Source organism: uncultured Psychroserpens sp. (assembly GCF_947503375.1).
Lineage (GTDB): Bacteria > Bacteroidota > Bacteroidia > Flavobacteriales > Flavobacteriaceae > Psychroserpens.
Window position 1 is genome coordinate 61,088 of sequence record NZ_CANNDQ010000003.1, and the last position, 23,048, is coordinate 84,135.

Below are 23,048 nucleotides of genomic sequence, written 5' to 3' on the forward strand. Positions count from 1 at the left end.
AAGGAAAAATAGTTACTTTTAGAAAAAAATTAAGGGACATGGATTATTTCACAATTGCGTCAATATTGATTGTATTATCTGCACTTTTTAGTTACATCAACGTTAAATTTTTAAAACTTCCAATTACCATTGGATTAATGCTTATTACAATCATATTTACAATTGTAGTTGTTGCAATTGGTCAATTTGATGACACGTTATTAGTAACCGAAAAAGAGTTAATCACACAAATTGACTTTGAAACAGTACTTCTTGATGTAATGTTAAGTTTTCTGCTATTTGCTGGAGCATTACACACCAATTTCAATCAGCTCAAAATTCAACGAGGTCCTGTATTGGCTTTTGCTACAATTGGTGTTTTAGTGAGCACCTTTTTAGTTGGGATTTTGATGTACTTCATGTTTGAAGCTTTTGGATACCATATCAACTTTATCTATTGTTTATTATTTGGCGCACTAATTTCACCTACAGATCCAATTGCAGTCTTAGGTATTCTTAAAAAAGTAGGGGCGCCCAAAAACCTTGAAGCTAAAATTGTTGGCGAGTCATTATTTAATGATGGCGTAGGCGTAGTTGTGTTTTTAACTATTTTCTCTATTGCAAATTCCCCAAATGCAGCTATAGAAGTTTCAGAGATTCTAGAGTTGTTTGGTATTGAAGTTTTAGGAGGTGTTGGCTTAGGAATTATATTAGGCTATATCACCTATAAGTTGATGAAATCTATAGATAATTATGAAGTAGAAGTTATCATTACACTTGCCACTGTAATGGGAGGAAGTTTATTGGCTCATAAATTACACATGTCTGCGCCTTTGGCAATGGTAACAGCTGGATTGATCGTTGGTCATGATACGGTTAGAAGTTCTGCTATGTCTGAAGTTACCGAAGCTTATGTAGATAAGTTCTGGGAAATGATAGACGTGCTTTTAAATGCAGTATTGTTTATTATGATAGGCATGGAAATGTTGGTTTTAACATTCGAGTTAAACTATATCATTGCTGGATTATTAGCTGTCCCTTTAGTACTGTTGTGTAGATATATATCTTTATGGTTGCCTATAAAGTTTTATGCTAAGAAATTACAATTTATCCCAAAGACAAATTTAATTATGACTTGGGGAGGGCTCAGAGGCGGAATTTCTATAGCTTTAGCCTTAACATTAACTCAAGAAATGCACAGAGAGTTGTTTCTTGTGATTACTTATATTATTGTAGTAGTATCTATAATAGGTCAAGGGTTAACTGTAGAGCCTATAATAAAAAGGCTTACAAAAGATGCTAATTAATAGACCTTTAAAAAAGAACTTACCTCTTCGTATGGAATAGTGAATTCTATAATGCCTTGAGCATAAGAAGCAATTTCGTATGGGTTATAAAGTATGATTAGTCCTTCATCGCTAAAGCCTATGGTTTCTGGTAATTGAAATCCTTTTCCAAAGAAAAAATCTTCCATGGGTTGATTATAATCTTTAGCTAGTACATTAGCTTTTAAACTATTTGCAATAATTTTTGAAAGTGCATCAATATCATCAATTAGTCCTTCTTTTGATATCAACTGTCCTGTTGTAGGGTTAAAATTGAAAAACCTAACATTAGTGTTACCATGAGCACCTCCTGTATCGACATAAGAATTTAAAGCGATGCAAATCACCTCTAGAGAGCGATAAGTAACCTCTCCATCAATTAATAACTCCCACTTCTGAGAAGAATCTGGAAAATTTTTTTTGAAGGCATTGAATTCTTCATTAAATCGTTTTATAGCATCACCAACTGAGATATTTGAAAGCTCTTTTTCTTCTAAATTAGTTTGATTTATGATATAGCTTTCCAGTGTTTTGTTAATAAGTTTAGCAACAGTGTCGTCGCCTATTGCTTTTGGATAATTTATTGATATTTCTGTGTCTTCTGATGCTTCAATATTGAATTCAGTAAAATCAACTTTTATGTCTTTTTTACACGAAAATGTTACGATTGCAAGAGCAAGCATAAAGATGAGTTTTTTCAAAATTTAAGAGTTTCTGTTAAACATACAATAAAGGTATTACATACATTTGAATAGAACGAATTAAAGCTTAAATTTGTTGTCTATTACAAAAAAAACGAAATGATTTGAGTCTATGTACGACTTAGTATTTCTATAAAAATTAAAATATGAAGTTCAATACAAAAACAATACATGGTGGTCAAGAGCATGATCCAGCATATGGTTCTGTAATGCCACCAATATATCAAACATCTACTTATGCGCAATCTACACCTGGAGGTCATAAGGGCTATGAATACTCTAGAACACATAACCCAACACGAAATGCATTAGAAAATGCTTTTGCTAGCATTGAAAATGGAAATCACGGTTTGGCATTTGGTTCAGGGCTAGCAGCAATAGATGCTGTAATAAAGTTATTAGAACCAGGCGATGAGGTGATCTCTACCAATGATTTGTATGGAGGTACGTATAGGCTTTTTACTAGTGTATTCAAGAAATTTGGTATAAACTTTCATTTTATCGGTATGGAGAATGCTTCTAAAATTGAAAATTATGTTAATGAGAATACTAAACTAATATGGGTTGAGACACCGACTAATCCAATGATGAATATCGTTGATATAAAAGCTACTGCTGAGATTGCTAAAAAGCATAATCTATTACTTGCAGTTGATAATACATTTGCAACACCTTATTTACAGCAACCGCTAAATCTAGGAGCAGATATTGTGATGCACTCGGCAACAAAGTATTTAGGCGGACACAGTGATCTGGTCATGGGAGCATTAGTCGTTAAAGATAAAGATCTAGCAGAGCGATTATATTTTATTCAAAATGCAAGTGGTGCAGTTTGTGGGCCTCAAGACAGTTTTTTAGCACTAAGAGGAATTAAAACACTACATATTAGAATGCAACGTCATTGTGAAAATGGGAAAGCGATTGCCGAATACCTTGCAAACCATCCAAAAATTGAAAAAGTGTATTGGCCAGGTTTCGAGAGTCACCCGAATCATACTATTGCTAAAGCACAAATGAAAGATTTTGGAGGAATGGTGTCTTTTACAACAAAAGGGAATGATTATGAAGAAGCAATAAGAATAGTAGAGAATTTAAAAATATTCACTTTGGCTGAATCATTAGGAGGTGTTGAGTCTTTAGCTGGTCATCCAGCTAGTATGACCCACGCAAGCATTCCAAAAGAAGAAAGAGAAAAAACAGGAGTTGTAGATTCTTTAATAAGACTGAGCGTTGGTATTGAGGATGAAGCAGATTTAATAGCAGATTTAAAGCAGGCGATAGGTTAATTAATCTTATCAATCATATATAAACAAAAAAAAGACCAAGTTTTCCATTTGGTCTTTTTTTATGTTTGAAAAATTAAAAACTAATCTAAATAATAAATGTAGCCAAAGTTTAACCACACAAGCCAATCATTAGCTTTGTTTGAATCTAATTGGTGATCTAAGCCATCGACTAAGTTATCAAAGAAGTGCTGCCATCTCAAATCAATCATTAAATCAGATAAAGGTGTTAGCTTGTATCTAGTTCCTATACTAGCCACGACAGACCAAGTTGTTCCGCCTTCTGGATTAATAGAACCAGGTTCCCAATAAGAATAAAAATTACTTGCATTATTAATATTCCCATCACCATAAGTTGTTGATGCTTCTGGGTTAAAAGACGTAAAATGTGCGCCTAAGCTTATATATGGTGCAAAAGAATAACTAAAGGCCTGAAAAGAACGAATGCTTTTAGGGAAGTACTCTATTTGAGTACCAATATCAAAGTTTTTAGCAATACCAGAATGTCTTCTTAAACGTTCAGCATTTTCACTACCTCTGGAGTCATCTACCCATTTACCAAAATGGTCTAATCTAGTTCTATTCCACGAGATTTCGTTTCTAATCTTAAAGTGATCATTAAAATAGGTGTCAGTAGAATAGCAATTACAGTCTGCTCGATATGCAAAATTAATATAATGTACAATACCAATACCAATACCAGTGTTCCCAGCATTAGTCTCAAAATCGTTACGAACTCCAAAATCTGATTGAAAAGCAACAGGTCCAGTAATAATACCTATTTCGTGAGAAAAACCAAGTTGAGCAAAACTACAATTCATACCCATTACAAAAACGAATATAAATGTTAATTGTTTAAAATTAAGCGTCATAGGTTTAAATTTACTGAGGGCATAGTTTGTTAACAAATATATAAAAACTGACCTAACTACCAAACAAAAGTAAAAGACCTACTTCATTTTCATATTAAATTATCATTATTTCATGAGTCTAATATTGAGAATATCAAAAAAAATATCCGTAAATTTTAAAGATAATGTATCTTTGTGGTGCGAAAATCAACATTGATTATTAATAATTTAATACATGAAAGATAAAATAGAAGCTTTTTTGAATCTTGTTAAGGAAAAAAACAGTCATGAGACTGAATTCTTACAAGCAGTGCACGAAGTAGCAGAAACAGTAATTCCTTTTATTGAAAAAAACCCTAAATATCAAGGGAAAATGCTATTAGAGCGTATGGTTGAACCTGAGCGTACAATCATTTTTAGAGTGCCTTGGATTGATGATCAAGGTAATACTCAGGTAAACAGAGGTTTTAGAGTAGAGTTTAACTCAGCAATTGGGCCATATAAAGGTGGCTTGCGTTTTCATCCTTCGGTGAATTTAAGTATTCTTAAATTTTTAGGATTCGAGCAAGTTTTCAAAAACTCTTTAACAACATTACCAATGGGTGGAGGAAAAGGAGGCTCAGACTTCAATCCTAAAGGAAAAAGTGATAACGAAGTGATGCGTTTTTGCCAATCGTTTATGACAGAGTTATTTAGACATATTGGCGCTAACACAGATGTTCCTGCTGGAGATATTGGTGTAGGAGGTCGTGAAATAGGATATATGTTTGGGCAATACAAAAGGCTTCAGAATGAATTTACTGGCGTTTTAACTGGTAAAGGGATGTCTTATGGAGGTTCATTGATTAGACCAGAAGCTACAGGTTATGGTTGTGTATACTTTGCTCAAAATATGTTGAATACAAAAGGAGACACGATAGAAGGTAAAACAGTTGTAATCTCAGGATCTGGAAACGTGGCTCAATATGCTTGTGAAAAAGCAACTCAGTTAGGTGCTAAAGTAGTAACAATGTCTGATTCTGGTGGTTACATACATGATGCAGACGGAATAGACGCTGAAAAATTAGCATTTATTATGGACTTGAAAAATGTTAAACGAGGAAGAATAAGCGAATATGTAAATACATACACCTCTGCTACTTATCATTCAGGTGAAAGACCTTGGTCTGTGAATTGTGATATTGCACTTCCTTGCGCTACTCAAAATGAGTTAAATGGTGATGAAGCTAAGACGCTTGTTAATAATGATGTAATAGCAGTAGCAGAAGGTGCAAATATGCCAACTACTCCAGAGGCTATTGAGGCTTTTCAAAATGCGAAAGTATTATTCTCACCAGGAAAAGCATCTAATGCAGGTGGTGTAGCAACTTCAGGATTAGAAATGAGCCAAAACTCTTTAAGATTGAATTGGACACGTGAAGAAGTAGATGCTAAACTTCATAAAATTATGGACGACATTCACCAATCATGTGTTACTTATGGAACACGAGATGATGGTTATGTAGATTATGTAAAAGGTGCTAATGTTGCAGGTTTTGTAAAAGTTGCAGATGCTATGATGGCACAAGGTGTAGTTTAAACAAAGTAGAATAAAAAAAAGCTCCCAAAATTGTTTTTGGGAGCTTTTTTTATGACATTATGTATGATTATTTAAATTAAGTCGTTAGTAATAAATATATTTGATTTTATGAAACAAATACTTACAGTATTATTTTTTTTAATTCTGTCTTTAAACCTTTGCGCTCAAGACTTTTCTGATTTGTGGCAAGGTCATTTCTCTTATCTTAATATCGTAGATTTTTCTAGTGGTGAAGATATATTATATGCAGCCTCAGAAAATGCTGTATTTACTTTTGACTATAATACTAATGAAATTACAAAGATAAGCACAATTGAGGGTTTATCTGGAGGAACTATATCAAGTATACATTATAGCGATACTTTTGACACCTTAATTATTGGTTATGATACTGGTTTAATTGATGTTGTGTTGAGTGATAATGAAGTGTTAACAGTTATAGACATATTGAATAAAGTTACAATTCCGCCTAATGAAAAGAATATTAATCATTTTAATGAACATAATGGGTTATTGTACATTTCAACAGATTACGGGATATCTGTTTACGATATAGAGCGGTTAGAGTTTGGTGATACTTATTTTATAGGAACCGGAGGCTCTCAAATTAACGTAAATCAAACTACAGTTTATAATGGGTTCATTTATGCAGCTTGTAGCCAAGGAAATGGAATAAGAAGGGCAGAACTAGCAAATCCGAATCTTATTGATTTTAATCAATGGGCATTAGTTAGAGGAGGTAATATTATATCAGTTGAAAATGTTGACGACAATATTTATGCAGTAGCTTTTAATAGACAAGTTTTTGAAATATTAGACAACCCACTCTCACCTATAGCTACTCTTCCATTGTTGCCAGTAGACACAAGAAGTTTTGGTTCAAATTTAATTATTACAACTATTAATAATGTCTTTGTTTATGATAGTGAATTTAATCTTCTTGTTACAGTAGATAATAATAATGCGTTAGGAATAACATTTACAGCAGCTACGATTAACAGTGAAGCGGAAATATTCATTGGATCTAGAGGAAAAGTTGGTCAAGGAAAACCTGGAAGAGGAATATTGAATACTACATTTAGTGACGTAACATCTTTTGAAGAGATTCATCCAAACGGACCGTTAAAAAACAATGTTTTTTCTTTAGAATCATCAGCTAATGATTTATGGGCAGTATTTGGAGGTTATTCTAGGACATTTAGCCCAAGCGGAGGTGTCAGGCGGTCTGGAATAAGTCGCTACATAGATGAGGAGTGGAGAAATATAGTGTACGATAGTATTGCCAGCGCTGTTGATTCTCCTGATTTCTTATCAGATATATCGATTAATCCTTTTAATACAAATCAAGTTTTTATTACATCGCATTTTTCTGGATTATTGGAATTGAATAATGAAGTTCCTACAATAATGTATACTGAAGATAACAGCACATTGACTCGATTTAATGGCTCTGTAGCTTTTGTCTCGGTTAGTACTTTTGATAGGAATGGGGCGTTATGGGTCATGAATTCTCGTACGGAAAGGCCTTTGAATAAATTTGAAAACGGACAATGGTCATCTTTTGACTTTACCTCTATTATACCCATACCACCTGCAAATTCTAATCTTGGGTTTTCATCTTTAGTAATAGACAGTAGACAAACAAAATTCATAGGAAGTTTTTCTTTTGGTTTGTTAGGGTTTAATGAAGGAAATAACGGGCTTGATTTAGATTTTTCTGCAGGTGAGGAAAATAACTTCCCAACTCTTTATGTGACATCTCTAGCAATTGATAATAATGGGCAGTTATGGATTGGAACCGATAGAGGCTTAAGAGTTTTATTTAATCCGTCTAACTTTTTTACTAATAAAGCTGTCAATAATATTGTAATTTTAGAAGAAGGCATTCCTAAAGAGTTATTATCAAATCAGGTTATTACAGATATCGAGGTAGATGGCTCAAATAATAAATGGGTAGCCACAGCAGATGCAGGAGTTTTTTACTTTACCCCAGATGGTCAAGAAACCATATTTCAGTTCACTACTGATAACTCTCCCTTACCGTCAAATACAATCAATGATGTTTCAATTGATCCCGACTCAGGCGTTGTTTTTATAGCTACTACAGATGGTCTAGTCTCTTTTTCCTCAGGAGGGTCAAAGCCAAAAGACACTTTAGATGACGTATTCGTATATCCTAACCCAGTTAGACCTGAGTACAATATTTTAGGCTTTGACAATTTAAATGATATTAATAATGGAGTAAAAATTTCTGGCATTACTGAAAATGTGAATATCAAAATTACTGATATTGAAGGCAATCTTGTTGCAGAAGCACAATCTCGTGTTAATCAAAGAACATCAAGAGCAAATTATAATTTCGCTATAGATGGTGGTCTTGCAATCTGGAATGGTAAAAATTTAGCAAATAATGTAGTTGCTACTGGAGTATACCTTATACTAATTACAGATTTAGATTCGCTAGAAACCAAAGTATTAAAGTTACTTATCGTAAGATAATTTAATGCTAAATTAAATGCTAAACAAAACGCAAGTTATTGTACTATCTAAGATTAAGTATAGAGATAACGATCTCATCGTTAAATGTTTTTCTAATACTAGAGGGATAGTTTCTTATATGTTAAGAGGTGTATTGAAAACCACTAAAGGAAATTCTAAAGCAGTTTATTTTCAATTATTATCTCAATTACAAATAGAAGAGCAATACAAAGCAAATCAATCACTTTGTTATATTAAAGAAGTAAAACTTGACTATGTATATAAAACTTTACATAGTAATGTATACAAAGGAGCTATTGTTATGTTCATTGCTGAAGTATTGTCTGATGTTTTAAAAGAAGAAGAACAAAACAATCAATTGTACCATTACTTGCAGACAACGCTTAAGTGGTTAGACTACAAAGATGAATTTGCTAATTTTCACTTATTATTTTTACTTAATCTAACACGTTACTTGGGGTTTTACCCTGATACTAAAAATAGTGATTATTCTCACTTTAACCTTTCTAATGGTTTGTTTGAGCCTAAAAAACTAGATATGTATTCTATTTCAGATGATAACTTAACACTCCTAAAAGCTATGTTAGGCATAAAATTTGATACACTACATACCATTAAGATTAGCTCAAAACAAAGGCAATCATTTTTAACCATGTTATTGTTATATTTTGAATTACATTTGGGGAATTTTAAAAAACCCAAATCCCTTCAAGTATTTAATCAGGTATTTAACTAGAGAGGCCTAAAACATTTTATGAAGTTTATTAAAGTATTATTTTTTTGTTTTTGTGTTACTATTGGTGCAAATGCTCAAGAAGTTCAGGTTATTGATGCTGATACTCAAAAGCCTGTTGCAGGCGTGTCAATCTTTAATCTTAAAAAGAATAAATCTGCTATCACTAATTTAGATGGAAAGGCTTCATTAGATCGGTTTGATTCTAACGAAACCATCTATTTTCAAAATATACTATATTTAAAATTTTCTGCAAAAAAATCTAAAATTGCTAATACTAATTATATTGTTAGCCTACAACCAAATATTGAAGATTTAGATCAAGTTATCGTTTCTGCTTCAAAATTTCAACAAAGCAAACGTGATATTCCTCAAACAATAGTTAACATTAGTGCAGATGATATAGCATTTGCAAATCCACAAACCAGTGCCGATCTATTAGAAGGTACAGGAAATATTTTTATACAGAAGAGTCAATTAGGAGGAGGGAGTCCAATGATAAGAGGGTTTTCAACAAACAGATTACTGATTACTGTTGATGGCGTTAGAATGAATAATGCCACTTTTAGAGGAGGAAATCTACAAAATGTAATTTCTATTGATCCGTTTAGCATTCAAAATACTGAAATTACTTTAGGTGCAGGTTCTGTAGTTTATGGAAGTGATGCTATTGGAGGTGTAATGAGTTTTTATACACAAAAGCCTCAATTATCTTATAAAGACACATTATATTTTAATGCTAATGCCGTTACAAGATATGCTACGGCAAATGAAGAGAAGACAGGGCATTTAGATTTTAATTTTGGATTAAAAAAATGGGCATTCTTAAGTAGTATTAGCTATACAGATTTTGACGATTTACGAATGGGTACGCATGGTCCTGATGATTATTTGCGACCAGAATATGTTGACACTATAAATGGCGAAGACATTATTGTTGCTAATGACAATCCAAAAGTTCAAATACCTACGGGATACGATCAAATAAATTTTTTGCAAAAAATAAGATATGAACCAAAAGATAATTTGAGTTTTGACTTGGGTTTATACTACACTACAACATCTAAATATTCTAGGTATGATAGATTAATACGTTATACAAATGATACCTTGCGCTCAGCTGAATGGAGTTATGGGCCACAACGATGGTTTATGGGTAATTTACAAGTCACTAAGTTAAGCAGTAGTTCTAATCTTTATGACAAGATTCAGGCAACGTTTGCCTATCAAAATTTTCAAGAAAGTAGATTTGATCGAGATTTTCAGTCCAATATGAGAAATATAAGAGAAGAAGCTGTTGATGCGTATTCTCTAAATGTAGATTTTGAAAAAGAATTAAATACAAATAGTTCCATTTTTTATGGATTAGAATATATATTTAACAAGGTTACTTCTAGAGGTGAAGAAACCAATATAAATACTGACGAAACAATTCCAGCGGTGTCTAGATATCCTAATGGTTCAGACTGGCAGTCCATAGCGGCTTATGCGAGCTATAAGTATAAGCCCAATTCAAAATTTGTATTTCAATCTGGCATTAGATACAATCACATAATTGCTAATGCAGATTTCAGTGCGAATAATGAGTTCCTAAACTTGCCATTTAATAACTCTAAAGTTAATTCTGGTGCGTTTACAGGTACAGCTGGTATTAGCTGGATACCAAGTAAAATGATACAATGGAAACTAAACGCTTCAACAGCATTTAGGGCGCCAAATATTGATGATATTGGTAAGGTGTTTGATTCTGAACCTGGATCGGTAGTGGTACCGAATCAGGATTTAAGCCCAGAATATGCTTATGGAGGTGAATTAGCTTTAAGGCTTAACTTTAATGACGTGTTTATCGTTGATATGGCAACGTATTATACGTTTTTAGACAATGCATTGATACGTAGTGATTATACATTAAATGGAGAATCTCAAATTGAATATGATGGTGAATTAAGTAATGTTCAAGCAATACAGAATGCTTCTAAAGAATGGATTTATGGTTTTGAAGCTGGAATCCAATACAATATTTCTAACGCACTAAAACTTACGTCTCAGTATAATGTTATTGGCGGAACAGAAGAAGATAATGGTATCGAAGTACCAGTGAGGCATATTGCTCCAAGTTTTGGGAATACACATTTAGTTTGGCATAATGAAAAGCTTCAAGTTGATGCTTTTGCAGAATATAATAATGAGTTGTCATTCAATCAGTTGGCGCCTTCAGAGCAATCTAAAGATTTTATCTATGCACTTGACCAAAATGGAAACCCTTTCTCACCATCATGGTACACTTTAAATTTAAGAACACAATACCAAATTTCTGAAGCTACTACAATTATTGCAGCCTTAGAGAATATCACAGATCAACGCTATCAAACATATTCTTCTGGTATTGCCGCTCCAGGGAGAAACCTAATAGTATCTCTTAAGTATAGTTTATAAAATTAAAAAGCTCCAGATCTTTTTATGATCTGGAGCTTTTTAAATAGTGTCATATTTTTTAATGTTTTTTAATTGCTCTTTTAGTAATTATTTGACCATTAGATAAGGTCACTTTTGCAATATAAGCACTTTGACTCAAACTACTAAGATCATACACTTCAGTAGTGCCATCTCCATCAAGATTATAAATAGTTCTACCTAGAAGGTCAATAATTTCAACATGCTTAATGCTAATAGTATTACCAACTGAAAACTCTACACTACCATTGTTTAGTTCAATAATCTTCAAATCGTTGTTGGTTAATTGATTTTCAGCTGTTGAAAGTGTTTCACGTTGGAAAACAATTTCAAAACGATCGTTAAACTCTCCATCGTCAGATGTAAATGTATAAGGTGATTCAATCAAATTATGAGTGAAGCCTATTAGCTTATCTTTAAGGAAAATTTCTTGGTCTTCAGTATAGAATAAACCATCAACAGCATGAATTGCAATTGTATAATTACCTGAAGTGGTACTATGGTAACCTAACGGGATTACATCATTATCATTAAAAGGAAGTGCTCTACCTTGAATTACGAAGTAATCATTTTCTATTAATGAATAGAAGCTTTGCTCATCTTCATAGAATGAATCAAATGCATCATAAAGTCTATCTCTTTCATATGTTGCGTTAGGCACATAACCTAATAAGATTCTATCTGTACTACTATTATCAGATTCTGAAGCAAAGTCTAACCATATTCTATGCTTTTCTTGATTAACAATAGTATTGTTCTGGTTATTACTTGTACTACTTGATCTGTAAAACTGTGAATTGTCATAAGTTCTACTTCTCATACTGTTTGTGAAAGTTGCAGTTTGCGTATTGTCTGCAACACCATTGACCATATTCACCATAAAGCTTTGTCCAGCAGCAATAAACCCATTAAACCCTAGAGGTCCACTTGTTGTACCTGTTCCATTATAGGTTATATAGTCATTTTCGTCATAATTGAATCCATTATTTTGTTCATAGAAAGGATCTGGTATTGCACTACTAGGAAGTACTCCATGAGTCCAAATATTCACAAAACCATCTAAGTTTGTATTGTCTGTAAGAAAAGTAAGTGCTGAAATTGATGATGGATAAGGATTTCCTAAAAGATTCCAATCGTCATCTTCTTGGGTAATGTCTGCTGTGTTATAATTATTTCCTCTTAATATACTTACTGTTACATCACCATTATTTGGTGTGCCATTGTTGAATGTCGCTTCTTCATTAGAAGGTGTTGTTTCATCTAAAGTTGTGGCTCCTCTAACAATATAACCTTGTCCTTCTTGCATCGATGAACCTGCAGCAGGAACCCAATTACCTTGACCATTAGGAACACCATTTGCAGCCAAAGTATTCCAAGTGAAAATTCTATCTAAAGGTGTTCCAGAAGAGATGTTATTTACATTAAACCCTGATACAGGAGATGACCAATATACATAATCTAAACGTCTTATAGATACGTTACGTCTCATGCTAATGTTGCCAATGTTGTCTACATCTTTTACTTGAATTAAAGAACCATTATTTTCTATGTCAAAAGTTCCATTATTAGTTACTATATTATCAACATGAGCATATCTCCCACTTGTAATGGTTAATGTATTTCCAGCATTGATAGTCAAGTTACCATTTAAGTATAAATCGTTTGATACACTAGTATCAAAATCGTTATTTAAGATCAAATTGTAATACTGTTCAGTACTAATTAATGGAGGTAGAGGAGTTCCTCCATAGGTTATAGTTTGCGCTGTATTTCCAGTAAATATTACAGTACTATTACCTTCTTGGAACGCATCATTATTTGGGTTTATCCAATCACCATGTAGGTACAATTCACCGTCAGAAGTAGTATTATCACCATCATCCATATTTAAAATTCCAGTAGATGATAATTGTACATTTCCAAAGATTTCAATTTTATTGTTAATACTTCCAGATACAACTAAACTAAGATCAGAAATAGAAATATTATTACAATTTGCTAGATCATTAAATTCATTAGAAAAAGCAGCGTTTGCATCTACAACTGCATTATTTACAGATGTACTACTTATAATAACATCTGTGCTAGCATCAGGAACAGAAAGATTGCCCCAATTGGCACAATTAAACCAGTTACTGTCAACATCTCCAATCCATTGTCCTGCTGCTTCACCAGCACCAATATCAAAAGTTTTGCCTGCGGCAGAATTTGAGTTATCGCTAGGATCAAATGTATATCTTCCGCTTCCTAATGTCCAATTATTTGTAACATCCGAAACCTCATTGATTATTTCTCTTACTGTCGCTAGACCATGCTCCTTATCATTTTCATAATAACCACTTACAGCACTTGTACTTGCGCTTTCGACATTAAAACAAGTTAACAATGATGGTAGGCGAGATTCTCTAGAGTTCCCACCAGAACTATCACCATTACATGCTTGTGAAAGCAATACCCAAGAGGCTCTATTGGTTAAACCGTGTAATAAACTACCATTTAAGAAATAGTTTGCTTCGTTTACATCTGCTGTGCCATCAAAAACAAAGTCGCCTTGAATCAAAAACATTTGATCAGAACTACTAGTAGAGATATTTGGTGTGCCTGCACTAATTACAGTACCTGTAAAGTCACTAGTTCTTGTGGTGGTGGTGGTACCTTCAGTAACGGTAATAAAACTAAACCAATTAGCAGAATTGTTTGTTCTTATTTGAATTACCGATCCAGCAGGAATTGATGCAGTTCCTGTGTAAGTTATTCTTGCTTGGAATGGTTGGTCAGCTGCATTATCACTTCCTCCTCCCCATTTTTCAGTTCTCACATTAGCTGCTGCACCAGCTTCATAACGAGAATTCACAATTGAGAAACTTGTTCCTGTAGTTATATCTACCATGTTAGCAATGAGATATTCATCTTCAGAGCCACTACCTATTACTTGCCCATCATAACCGACAAAAATCAAGTCTCCAGGTCCAAATGCAGTTCCAACTATACTTCCATCATTGGCATTAGCTAGAATATCAAAATTGTAATTACCTTCATTAGCATCAGAATTGCTAATATTAATTTCATTTGTAAATAACCCCGTAACAGCGCTATTAAATGTAACTGTAAAAGTCGTTGATTCGTTAACATCTAAATCCGTATCAGTTGGTTGTGTTATTGTAAACTCTTGCGGTGCAGAAGTATCTGTTAATGTTATTGGAAGTGTTAGAGTTAGATTTGTAGTTCCTATATTTCTAATCGTATAGGTTTTTACAATATCAGTATTAATTAATGCTGAGCCAAAGTTTGTATTGTTTGCTTCTATTGGAGATGTACTATCATCAGAAATGCTAATGCCATTGCTAGAAACATCAATTTCAGGGCCAGCTACAGGTGTCCCACATACGACAACTACATCGTCAAATGCCAAGTTGCCAGCACTTTTGTTATAAGTAAATCTAAACTGTTCAATATTATTTGGTAGTGCTGGTATTGAAGAGCCGTCATAAGTAACAGTTGTATCGGTAGTAGGAATATTAGTAATATTGTCTACGATAACCCAACTTGCGCCATTAAAGCCTTCGATCAATAATTCTGAAGCTGCATTTGTGCCATTGCCTTTGATCCAAAAAGTCAAACTAGAAGCATTAGTAAACGTTGGAGAAACCAATACATCACCTGTAGTATTAAATTGGACTGAGTTTGGATTCAAACCTGAACTTGCATTTGAAGTATAATTTCCTGTTCCTGTAGCTGTCCATCCACCAAAAGAAGCGCCAGTAAAAGAGTCAAAGCTCTCATCAATACATGCGCCGTTAACCACAGTTAATTCAGCTTCTGTAGAGGTTACGATTGGACAAGGTGAATTACCAGAAACTAATACACGATAGCGATCACCAGTATTTGCTAAAGTTACTGGTGCTGTAACATAAGTATCAGAATCACCACCTACGTTTGTCCAGATACCACCTCCATCAGTAGAAACCTGCCATTGAAATAAAGTGTTATTAGTTGCTGCTACTGTAAATGTTGCATTACTACCAACAGTAGCAGTGTCATCTGCTGGTTGAGTAGAAATATTTACAGGCTCAAAAATTGTGATAGGTATAGATACATTAGCAACAGACCAGCAAGAGACACCATCATAAGCTCTGACATAATAATCTCCAGTAGTAGTAACGTTCAAATCGGTAGTTACTGGATTAGCTGTTGAGGTGCCGTTGGAGGCTGTTTGCCAATAATAAGTAACGCCAGCAAGAGGCTCGCCAGTACCATAGTTATAAGTTAACGTAGTACTTGAGCATTCAGGTGTTGTACCAGTGATAGTTCCAGTAGGATCTGTTGGCGCTATACATGATGAACAATTTATGGTTTGTGCAGTATTTACGGTGCCATTAGTACTTGTGATGTTTGCAACCCAAGAAAAATCTGAATAATCACAACCAGATCCTTGTAGTTGTAAACTTTCTGTAGTAGCTGTTCCGTTTCCTTCAGTTGCACCTATATCTGTAGAAGTAGAACCATTGGCAACATCATTAGTAGCATTAAAACTTCCTTCATAGCTCAAAAATTGAATAACGCTATTCGGGTTTGTACATACCAATGCCAATCCATCGGGAGCACCATTCTGTAAGCCTGCAATTGAAATCCAATAAAATGTTACTCCATTAGTGGTTGTTCCTCCTGTTGTAGGAACATTGGCAGAAGCATAAGATTGACCATTAGCACCATTGTATGCTATAACTTGTAAATCATTAATACAAGCAGAGCCAGTTGGGACAGCAATTTCTACTCCTTCATTTACATCACCACCAGCATTGTCATAATGAATTTCGTTTATCCAAGGGGTTTGTCCAAAACTTGAAGATATAACACATAAAAGTGCTATTACGATAAGGGCGTAATTCTTTTTCATAGGGAAAATTAATTTATTGCCTTAATGGCAAACGTGCAAATTTAATCAAAAATACGTAGAAATGAACGTTTTACGAACTCAGATTTATTAACAAAATGTTATAATTTAGCGCTATGATTCCACGAAAAACATATACTGTCGATGAAGCACGAAAACGTATGGAACGTTATTGTGTCTATCAGGAACGTTGCCATAAAGAAGTGCATCAAAAATTATATGAAATGCGAATGATTCCTGAAGCTCGAGATCAAATAGTGGTTCATTTGATAAAGCATAACTTTCTGAATGAAGAACGTTATGCAAAAGCTTTTGTAAATGGTAAGTTCAGAATAAAAAAGTGGGGAAGACAACGCTTAAAATTAGAATTGAAACGAAAAGATATAAGTAAGATAAATATTGCCACAGCACTCAAGGAGATTAGGGATGAGGAGTATCATAAAACCTTAGATGCGATTGCTGAGAAACGATTAATAGTTATTAAAGAAAGTAATCGCCAAAAAAAAAGAAAGAAGTTAGCAGATTTCCTTTTGTATCGCGGATGGGAAAGCTCTTTAGTTTATGAGAAGGTTAAAGACTTGATTCCATAAAAAAATCTTAGACTATAATCCTAAGATTTTTTTATGTTTTTAAATAGAAGTTTTCTATAAATTAAAAGTAGCTCCTATATTTAATGCAAATTGATTGTGTATGTAATAACCAACATCAGACTTGTCGTCACTATATTTTGCTAAAGGGAAACTTGCTTCGGTAAATATTCCGAATCCATCAGAGAAAAAATAGCGTGCGCCTACATGACCACCAAAGTTTTTCAAACTTAGATTTAAGCCAGGATATACATCAAAATTTTCATCAATATTTATCACGTTACCGAGATTGGCATTAAAGCGTGCTTCAAGATCAAAACGATCACCAAAATCAGCATCCAATCGATCATCAACTCCTAGCGCATAGGTCGATGAAACACCAACTGAGATGTTTTCACCTAAACCGTAATCATAACTAACATTAATACCTGTGGCTTCGTCTTGTATGTTAGCACCAACTTGAAATTTTTGATCTCCTTTACCTTTAAATGCTTGAGCATTAACAAATGAAACAGAGATTAAAGTGACAATTAAAAATAAATTTTTCATAATATGAATCTAAAAATTTGAGACGGCAAATATATCATAACTTTTTATTACAGAACGACTTTCTAACTAAAAGTCTTATTTGTACGAGAAATAGCTTGCGCATTTTTCCAATCAATCCACTCTTGGCCTTTGATACGTCTCATAAAATTATCAAAATGTCGCATTATTAATACATTATATAAAGCTTTACCTAAATTTTTTGGACGCCTAGCAATAGCGCGTAAACTCATAGAAAACCCTGGAGTTAGATATTTCATATAATGCCAATAACCTTCAGGCATGTATAAAATTTCGCCATGATTTAAATAACATTGCCACCCTTTTGCATGCTTTAATGCTGGCCATTTTTTTAAATTAGGATTAGAAAAATCAATATCTTCTCGTGTAATTAAAGAATGAGGTATTTTATATAAATAGTTATTTTGGTTTTGATCAAAGAGAATACAAAGTTTTTTTCCTTCAAAATGAAAATGGAAAATATTCGCTAGATCTATGTCATAATGCATAAATGTATGAGAGTCTCTTCCTCCAAAAAACAACATTGGAAGACTTTTCATTAATTTCAAACCAAAATTTGGATATGAGAAATCGTTTTGCAGTTGAGGTATTTCCTTCAAAATATTCCAAAGAAAAATACGATATTTAGTTGGTTTTGTTTTTAGTAAATCAACATAAACGCTCATTTTCATTTTTGCATGAGGTTCATTAAACCCATCTTTATAATCTACAGGTCGATCATCATAAAGAGGTACTGTTTTGTCTCCAGCAATCTCCTTCATATAATCCAAACTCCACTTAGTATATGCAGGCCAATCTTCTATAAAAGATTCAATAACCACAGGTTTTTGTGGTTTGAAGTAGTTACTGATAAATTCCGCCTTAGTGATGTTTTTCACACGGGGAATGTCTTGAAGATTCAATGTGGACATCAGAAAAAATTAGTGCTCAAAGTTAAGAAAACGTTACGAAAACCGATTAATTGTCTGTTAAAATTTAAAAAAAAGTAGAGACCAAATATTTCTTATTGTTTTTAATTTCTGTATTGTTAAGGTAACTATTGTAGTTCAAAATATAGGTGTAATACTACTGAAACTTTTTTTAATAGCAGTATGTAATCAAAAAATCATTAAAACTAGAGCAAGTCTAGCTTATTTTAGAACTTTTGCTTTTGCTTTTGCTTCTTCGTTACGCTCAATAGTATGATCTGGTCTTGACCATTTTGGCTTTTCTCCTAATGCTTTGAATTGTGAGTCTTTGGCCTCAATAGATTGTGGTTGCATTTTTTTGATAAATGGCTTTTGAGGATTCAATCCTAACAATTTAAACATTTCCATATCTTCATTAACATCAGGATTGGGAGTTGTTAATAATTTATCCCCTGCAAATATTGAATTAGCTCCAGCAAAGAAACACATTGCTTGACCCTCACGACTCATTTCTGTCCTACCTGCACTTAGACGAACTTGTGTTTCTGGCATTACAATTCTAGTAGTAGCTACCATACGAACCATATCCCAAATTGATACTGGTTTTTGATCTTCTAAAGGTGTACCCTCAACTGCTACGAGTGCGTTAATTGGAACAGATTCAGGCTGAGGATTTAGCGTTGATAATGCCACAAGCATACCTGCTCTGTCTTCAGTTTTTTCACCCATACCAATTATTCCTCCAGAGCAAACCGTAACATTAGTTTTGCGTACATTATCAATAGTTTCTAGACGGTCTTCATAACCACGAGTAGAAATAACTTCCTTGTAGTATTCTTCTGAAGAATCTAAGTTGTGATTGTAGGCGTACAAACCTGCTTCAGCTAGTCTTTGAGCTTGATTTTCGGTAATCATACCTAGCGTGCAACACACCTCCATGTCAAGTTTATTAATGGTACGAACCATTTCTAAGACTTGATCAAATTCTTCACCATCTTTTACATTACGCCAAGCTGCACCCATACAAACTCGAGAACTTCCAGATGATTTTGCCCTTAGTGCTTGCGCTTTGACCTGTTGAACGGTCATAAGGTCATTGCCTTCTATATCAGTATGATATCTAGCAGCTTGTGGGCAATATCCACAATCTTCAGGACATCCGCCTGTTTTAATAGAGAGCAACGTTGATACTTGAACGGTATTAGGGTCGTGATACTTACGATGTAATGTAGCAGCATCGTATAACAGTTCCATTAATGGCTTATTGTAAATTTCTAAAATCTCTTCTTTAGTCCAATTGTGTCTTGTTTCGCTCATGATTCAAAAATAAAATATTAAATAAATAAATTATAGTAACTAGGCTTTAAATATGAATTGTTTTTTAACAATGGTATTTAAATTTCGTTCATAAAAAAATCCGCTTTAAGCGGATTTTCATTTTTTCAATTCTCATCATCTTCAGATAACTTAGGATGTGATCTATGTTCTTCTGATTCCTTTTTGTCTTTACCTTTCAAATATTCAGGTAAATCCATACCAGCCATATTGAACATCTCTTGAAGTGGTGGAACCGATTTATACATGCCTGAGAGGAAATTAGCTGTAGATGATTTTCCATCTTTGCCATTTGCTCCATTATCCCAAACGGTTACCTTATCAATTTTAATATTCTTGATAGCTTCGGCTTGAGTTTTGACAAGTTCAGGTAATTTATCAGCTATCAATAATAATACAGCATCTCTACTACTGTCGCCAGCAGCTTTCACAATTTGTTCCATACCAGCAGCTTGTTTGGTTAAGATTTCAAATTGACCTTGTGCTTCAGCTTGAGCTTTAAATAAGATAGCATCAGCTTCACCTTTTGCTTTTCTTCTAATACGTTCAGCTTCAGCTTCAGCATCAATTTCAACTTTACGTTTGTCAATTTCTGCAGGAACAATGACATCTGCCATTTGAGATGAACGCTCACGTTCAGCTCTAGCAACTTCAGCTAATTGTTCAGCTGCATAAGACTCTTCTAAAGCTTTTGCACTTTGAACTTTTTCAGCAGCGATTGCCACACGTTCAGCTTCTGCTTCACGTTGGCGACGTAATGAGTCTGAATTAGCTACAGCGATCTTAGCAGTATTTTCTCCTTCTACAGCTTGAGCATTTGCTGCGGCAACCTGTGATCTTTCATCTTGTACAGCATTTGCTTCACCAATAGATCCATCTCTAGTTTTTTCAGCAACTGATTTACGTGCTGCGTTAATTGCATGTGCGGCAGCTTCTTTACCTAAAGCTTCAATGTATCCAGATTCGTCAACAATATCTGTAATATTTACGTTGATTAATTTTAAACCAACTTTCTTTAATTCAGATTCTACACTTGCAGAAATGTTAGTTAGGAATTTATCACGATCGTTATTAATTTCTTCAATATCCATTGAAGCGACAACCAAACGTAATTGTCCGAAAATAATTTCTTGCGCTAGTTCTTGAATTTCATTTTGACCCAAACCTAATAAACGTTCAGCAGCATTTTGCATCACACCTGGTTCCGTAGAGATACCAATAGTAAATCGTGAAGGCACATTAACACGAATGTTTTGTTTAGATAATGCGTTAATTAGATTAACCTCAATAGAAATAGGTGTTAGGTCTAGAAATTCATAATCTTGAATAACTGGAAAAATAAATGCAGCTCCACCATGTATACACTTAGCCGATTGTCCGCCACCAACTTTTCCGTAGACCACTAAAATGCGATCTGAAGGACAGCGCTTATAACGTTTAATTAAGATGATTAGAAAGACAAAGACAAAGAGTATTGCAAAAATAACTGCAATAGGGAAGCCTAAATCAAAGTTTTGTTGTGTCAGAAGGTAGTTCATATGTTTTTGTTTTAATTGGTTCTATAGGTTTTTTTGTTTGTTCTACGATTAATACATTATTACTGGTAACATCTACTACTTGAATAATAGTACCAGATTTGAGTTCTGTGAGAGAATCTGAAAGTGCTTCAAGTTCTCTTAAAGTGCCTTGAATTTTTACACTTACTTTTCCCATTTTAGATCGGTTAGCACCAATAGTAAGATAAACTTCTCCAATGGCATTAATAGCATTTTTATAATCAAGTGTTCCACTATCTGTTAATTTTTGCATAAAGAAAAACATGGCTGCCATAATGGTCATCATTATCAATCCACAAACAAATGCAATAACAACACTCATAGGTTTTGACAATCCTGCGTTAAGACATGCGATGCCAGTCCATCCAAAAATGGTAAAAAATCCGACGAGATTTTTAAAGGTGATAAATTGAAATCCAATTCCTGCGTCGCCATCTATATCTGAATCAATATCACCTAAGTCTTCTCCGCCATCAACACCAATAAAAGTAGTGATGATTACTAAAACAAAAATGATAGAGCCTACGAGAGCTATTGCCCAGAAAAATTGAGAAAATCCATCTAAAGCTGAAAACCATTCCATAGTTGGTAAAAATTAAAATTAATATTGAAATATAAGACCTTTAATATGGTCTTACAATTTTATTTTGAAAGCAAAACGGATACTGCATTTCCACCAAAGCCAACGGCATTGACTAAGATATTTTTGAGATGTTTTGGAATTTCATTATTTAAATAAGGAATTGAAATGAATTCTTGATTTTTGAGCATCATAATTGCCATTTCAATACTTAAAAGTCCGGAAGCGCCTAGACTGTGACCTGCTTTCCATTTATTAGTAGTTAAAGTAGGTATTTTGTTACAAAAAATGGCATTAATTGCATTTATTTCTGCTTGGTCACCTTTTATTGTACCTGGTGTATGCGTTACAATGACATCGATATCATTTGGATTTAAATTACTAATGGCCATTTCCATTGAGCGTTGAAAACAAATGGCGTTTTTAGATAGTGATGCATTGTGCTCTAAAATTTCGGTAGCATAGCCAAAACCTATAATTTGAGCTAAAGTATTTTCGGAAGTGTCTTTTTCTAAACAAGCCATTGCAGCACCTTCAGCTAATATCATTGAATTTTCACGTTTGTTGAGATTTAGTGCTTGACATGGAAAAGTATCTTGAATTCTATGTGTTTTAGCATAGATCTTTAAAGCTTTCATTTGTGCAATAGTAAAAGGAGTCAAAGGAGCCTCACTGCCTCCAACCAAAAATTTATCGCTCATTCCTGAATTAATCCAAGCGATACCATTAAGTAACGCATGTAAAGCTGTAGAGCATGTTATAGAATGCGAAATTTCAGGGCCTTTGGTTTTTAAGTCATGAGCTACCCAAGACGAAATGTTGCCTAGAGTGGTCGTTGGAGAGCTGAGCGTTGCAGCATTGTGTTGTTCAAGAAATTGTTTGTGAAAATTCTCAAAGAGAGCAGTAGCACCTCTTGAAGACCCTATATTGATGCCAAAATTATCTGAAGATGTCCAATTTGCATTTTTTATAGCTTGTCTTGAAGTTAAAATGGCATACAAAACGGTGTCATCTAGAGTTTTATATTTTGAATTGGATTGTCTTAAACTCTCTACTTCTAATTTTAATTCAGAAGGTAATTCAGCTATGAGGTGATCGTCTTTTTTTGTAAAAAAATGTTGATCACTTTTATAGTTGCCCCAAATGTCTTCAGTAGTATACCCTAGTGGAGAAATAGAAGAAATAGCTGTTATAGAAATGGGCTTTAACAAAGGTTT

Annotated in this window: 16 protein-coding genes; 7 read left to right on the forward strand and 9 right to left on the reverse strand. The window is 33.8% G+C overall.

The window, feature by feature from the left end:
* Window positions 1-38: 38 nt before the first annotated feature.
* Window positions 39-1,286 (forward strand): sodium:proton antiporter, encoded by a 1,248-nt coding sequence (locus Q0876_RS06355; RefSeq protein WP_299225277.1) that lies wholly within the window; start codon window positions 39-41, stop codon window positions 1,284-1,286.
* Here the strand turns inward: Q0876_RS06355 and Q0876_RS06360 are convergent.
* Window positions 1,283-2,005 carry a DUF3298 and DUF4163 domain-containing protein gene (locus Q0876_RS06360; protein WP_299225279.1) on the reverse strand — a complete coding sequence of 241 codons (723 nt, stop codon included), beginning with the start codon at window positions 2,003-2,005 and terminating at the stop codon, window positions 1,283-1,285. The genes Q0876_RS06355 and Q0876_RS06360 overlap by 4 nt on opposite strands.
* A 146-nt stretch (window positions 2,006-2,151) precedes the next feature.
* Between Q0876_RS06360 and Q0876_RS06365 the strand changes: the two genes are divergently transcribed.
* Entirely contained in the window at window positions 2,152-3,291 is a 1,140-nt protein-coding gene (locus Q0876_RS06365) for a cystathionine gamma-synthase (protein WP_299225281.1), read from the forward strand.
* An 80-nt stretch (window positions 3,292-3,371) separates the two neighbouring features.
* On the opposite strand, the gene Q0876_RS06370 is transcribed toward Q0876_RS06365, so the two are convergent.
* The gene (locus tag Q0876_RS06370; RefSeq protein WP_299225283.1) at window positions 3,372-4,160 is read right to left on the reverse strand and encodes a glutamate dehydrogenase; all 789 of its coding nucleotides are present in this window, start codon (window positions 4,158-4,160) and stop codon (window positions 3,372-3,374) included.
* Between the two features lie 214 nt (window positions 4,161-4,374).
* Between Q0876_RS06370 and gdhA the strand changes: the two genes are divergently transcribed.
* The 4 genes from gdhA to Q0876_RS06390 all read left to right on the forward strand — a co-directional run bounded on the left by gdhA (window position 4,375) and on the right by Q0876_RS06390 (window position 11,386).
* Complete coding sequence (gdhA, locus tag Q0876_RS06375; protein WP_299225285.1) at window positions 4,375-5,718, forward strand: NADP-specific glutamate dehydrogenase; 1,344 nt, start codon at window positions 4,375-4,377, stop codon at window positions 5,716-5,718.
* A 108-nt stretch (window positions 5,719-5,826) separates the two neighbouring features.
* A complete protein-coding gene (locus tag Q0876_RS06380; RefSeq protein ID WP_299225287.1) occupies window positions 5,827-8,217 on the forward strand; it encodes a two-component regulator propeller domain-containing protein in 2,391 nt (796 codons plus the stop codon).
* Window positions 8,218-8,233: 16 nt separating this feature from the next.
* Complete coding sequence (recO, locus tag Q0876_RS06385; RefSeq protein ID WP_299225289.1) at window positions 8,234-8,953, forward strand: DNA repair protein RecO; 720 nt, start codon at window positions 8,234-8,236, stop codon at window positions 8,951-8,953.
* Between the two features lie 18 nt (window positions 8,954-8,971).
* Window positions 8,972-11,386, forward strand: a complete 2,415-nt coding sequence (locus Q0876_RS06390) for a TonB-dependent receptor (protein ID WP_299225291.1) — start codon at window positions 8,972-8,974, stop codon at window positions 11,384-11,386.
* 58 nt (window positions 11,387-11,444) lie between these two features.
* Here the strand turns inward: Q0876_RS06390 and Q0876_RS06395 are convergent, their stop codons facing one another.
* Window positions 11,445-16,301 (reverse strand): choice-of-anchor D domain-containing protein, encoded by a 4,857-nt coding sequence (locus Q0876_RS06395; RefSeq protein WP_299225293.1) that lies wholly within the window; start codon window positions 16,299-16,301, stop codon window positions 11,445-11,447.
* 113 nt (window positions 16,302-16,414) lie between these two features.
* On the opposite strand from Q0876_RS06395, the gene Q0876_RS06400 reads away from it, so the two are divergent.
* A complete protein-coding gene (locus Q0876_RS06400; RefSeq protein ID WP_299225295.1) occupies window positions 16,415-16,888 on the forward strand; it encodes a regulatory protein RecX in 474 nt (157 codons plus the stop codon).
* A gap of 54 nt (window positions 16,889-16,942) precedes the next feature.
* Here the strand turns inward: Q0876_RS06400 and Q0876_RS06405 are convergent, their stop codons facing one another.
* The 6 genes from Q0876_RS06405 to Q0876_RS06430 form a co-directional block, all read right to left on the reverse strand.
* A complete protein-coding gene (locus Q0876_RS06405; RefSeq protein ID WP_299225296.1) occupies window positions 16,943-17,434 on the reverse strand; it encodes a DUF6646 family protein in 492 nt (163 codons plus the stop codon).
* A 62-nt stretch (window positions 17,435-17,496) separates the two neighbouring features.
* On the reverse strand, window positions 17,497-18,363 hold the full coding sequence (locus tag Q0876_RS06410; protein ID WP_299225298.1) for a cupin-like domain-containing protein: 867 nt from the start codon (window positions 18,361-18,363) through the stop codon (window positions 17,497-17,499).
* Window positions 18,364-18,582: 219 nt separating this feature from the next.
* Window positions 18,583-19,677, reverse strand: coding sequence for a biotin synthase BioB (gene bioB, locus Q0876_RS06415; protein WP_299225300.1), 1,095 nt, complete (start codon window positions 19,675-19,677; stop codon window positions 18,583-18,585).
* Between the two features lie 125 nt (window positions 19,678-19,802).
* Complete coding sequence (locus Q0876_RS06420) at window positions 19,803-21,233, reverse strand: flotillin family protein (protein ID WP_299225302.1); 1,431 nt, start codon at window positions 21,231-21,233, stop codon at window positions 19,803-19,805.
* A complete protein-coding gene (locus Q0876_RS06425) occupies window positions 21,202-21,834 on the reverse strand; it encodes a hypothetical protein (RefSeq protein WP_299225304.1) in 633 nt (210 codons plus the stop codon). The genes Q0876_RS06420 and Q0876_RS06425 overlap by 32 nt, the downstream gene beginning before the upstream one ends.
* A 59-nt stretch (window positions 21,835-21,893) precedes the next feature.
* The gene (locus Q0876_RS06430) at window positions 21,894-23,042 is read right to left on the reverse strand and encodes a beta-ketoacyl synthase N-terminal-like domain-containing protein (RefSeq protein WP_299225307.1); all 1,149 of its coding nucleotides are present in this window, start codon (window positions 23,040-23,042) and stop codon (window positions 21,894-21,896) included.
* Between the last annotated feature and the right edge of the window lie 6 nt (window positions 23,043-23,048).

Bases quoted from the DNA above. Each gene is read 5' to 3' on its own strand.
- Q0876_RS06355 (WP_299225277.1), top strand. From the start codon at position 39: ATGGATTATTTCACAATTGCGTCAATATTGATTGTATTATCTGCACTT.
- Q0876_RS06365 (WP_299225281.1), top strand. From the start codon at position 2,152: ATGAAGTTCAATACAAAAACAATACATGGTGGTCAAGAGCATGATCCA.
- Q0876_RS06370 (WP_299225283.1), bottom strand. From the start codon at position 4,160: ATGACGCTTAATTTTAAACAATTAACATTTATATTCGTTTTTGTAATG.
- gdhA (WP_299225285.1), top strand. From the start codon at position 4,375: ATGAAAGATAAAATAGAAGCTTTTTTGAATCTTGTTAAGGAAAAAAAC.
- Q0876_RS06380 (WP_299225287.1), top strand. From the start codon at position 5,827: ATGAAACAAATACTTACAGTATTATTTTTTTTAATTCTGTCTTTAAAC.
- recO (WP_299225289.1), top strand. From the start codon at position 8,234: ATGCTAAACAAAACGCAAGTTATTGTACTATCTAAGATTAAGTATAGA.
- Q0876_RS06390 (WP_299225291.1), top strand. From the start codon at position 8,972: ATGAAGTTTATTAAAGTATTATTTTTTTGTTTTTGTGTTACTATTGGT.
- Q0876_RS06395 (WP_299225293.1), bottom strand. From the start codon at position 16,301: ATGAAAAAGAATTACGCCCTTATCGTAATAGCACTTTTATGTGTTATA.
- Q0876_RS06400 (WP_299225295.1), top strand. From the start codon at position 16,415: ATGATTCCACGAAAAACATATACTGTCGATGAAGCACGAAAACGTATG.
- Q0876_RS06405 (WP_299225296.1), bottom strand. From the start codon at position 17,434: ATGAAAAATTTATTTTTAATTGTCACTTTAATCTCTGTTTCATTTGTT.
- Q0876_RS06410 (WP_299225298.1), bottom strand. From the start codon at position 18,363: ATGTCCACATTGAATCTTCAAGACATTCCCCGTGTGAAAAACATCACT.
- bioB (WP_299225300.1), bottom strand. From the start codon at position 19,677: ATGAGCGAAACAAGACACAATTGGACTAAAGAAGAGATTTTAGAAATT.
- Q0876_RS06420 (WP_299225302.1), bottom strand. From the start codon at position 21,233: ATGAACTACCTTCTGACACAACAAAACTTTGATTTAGGCTTCCCTATT.
- Q0876_RS06425 (WP_299225304.1), bottom strand. From the start codon at position 21,834: ATGGAATGGTTTTCAGCTTTAGATGGATTTTCTCAATTTTTCTGGGCA.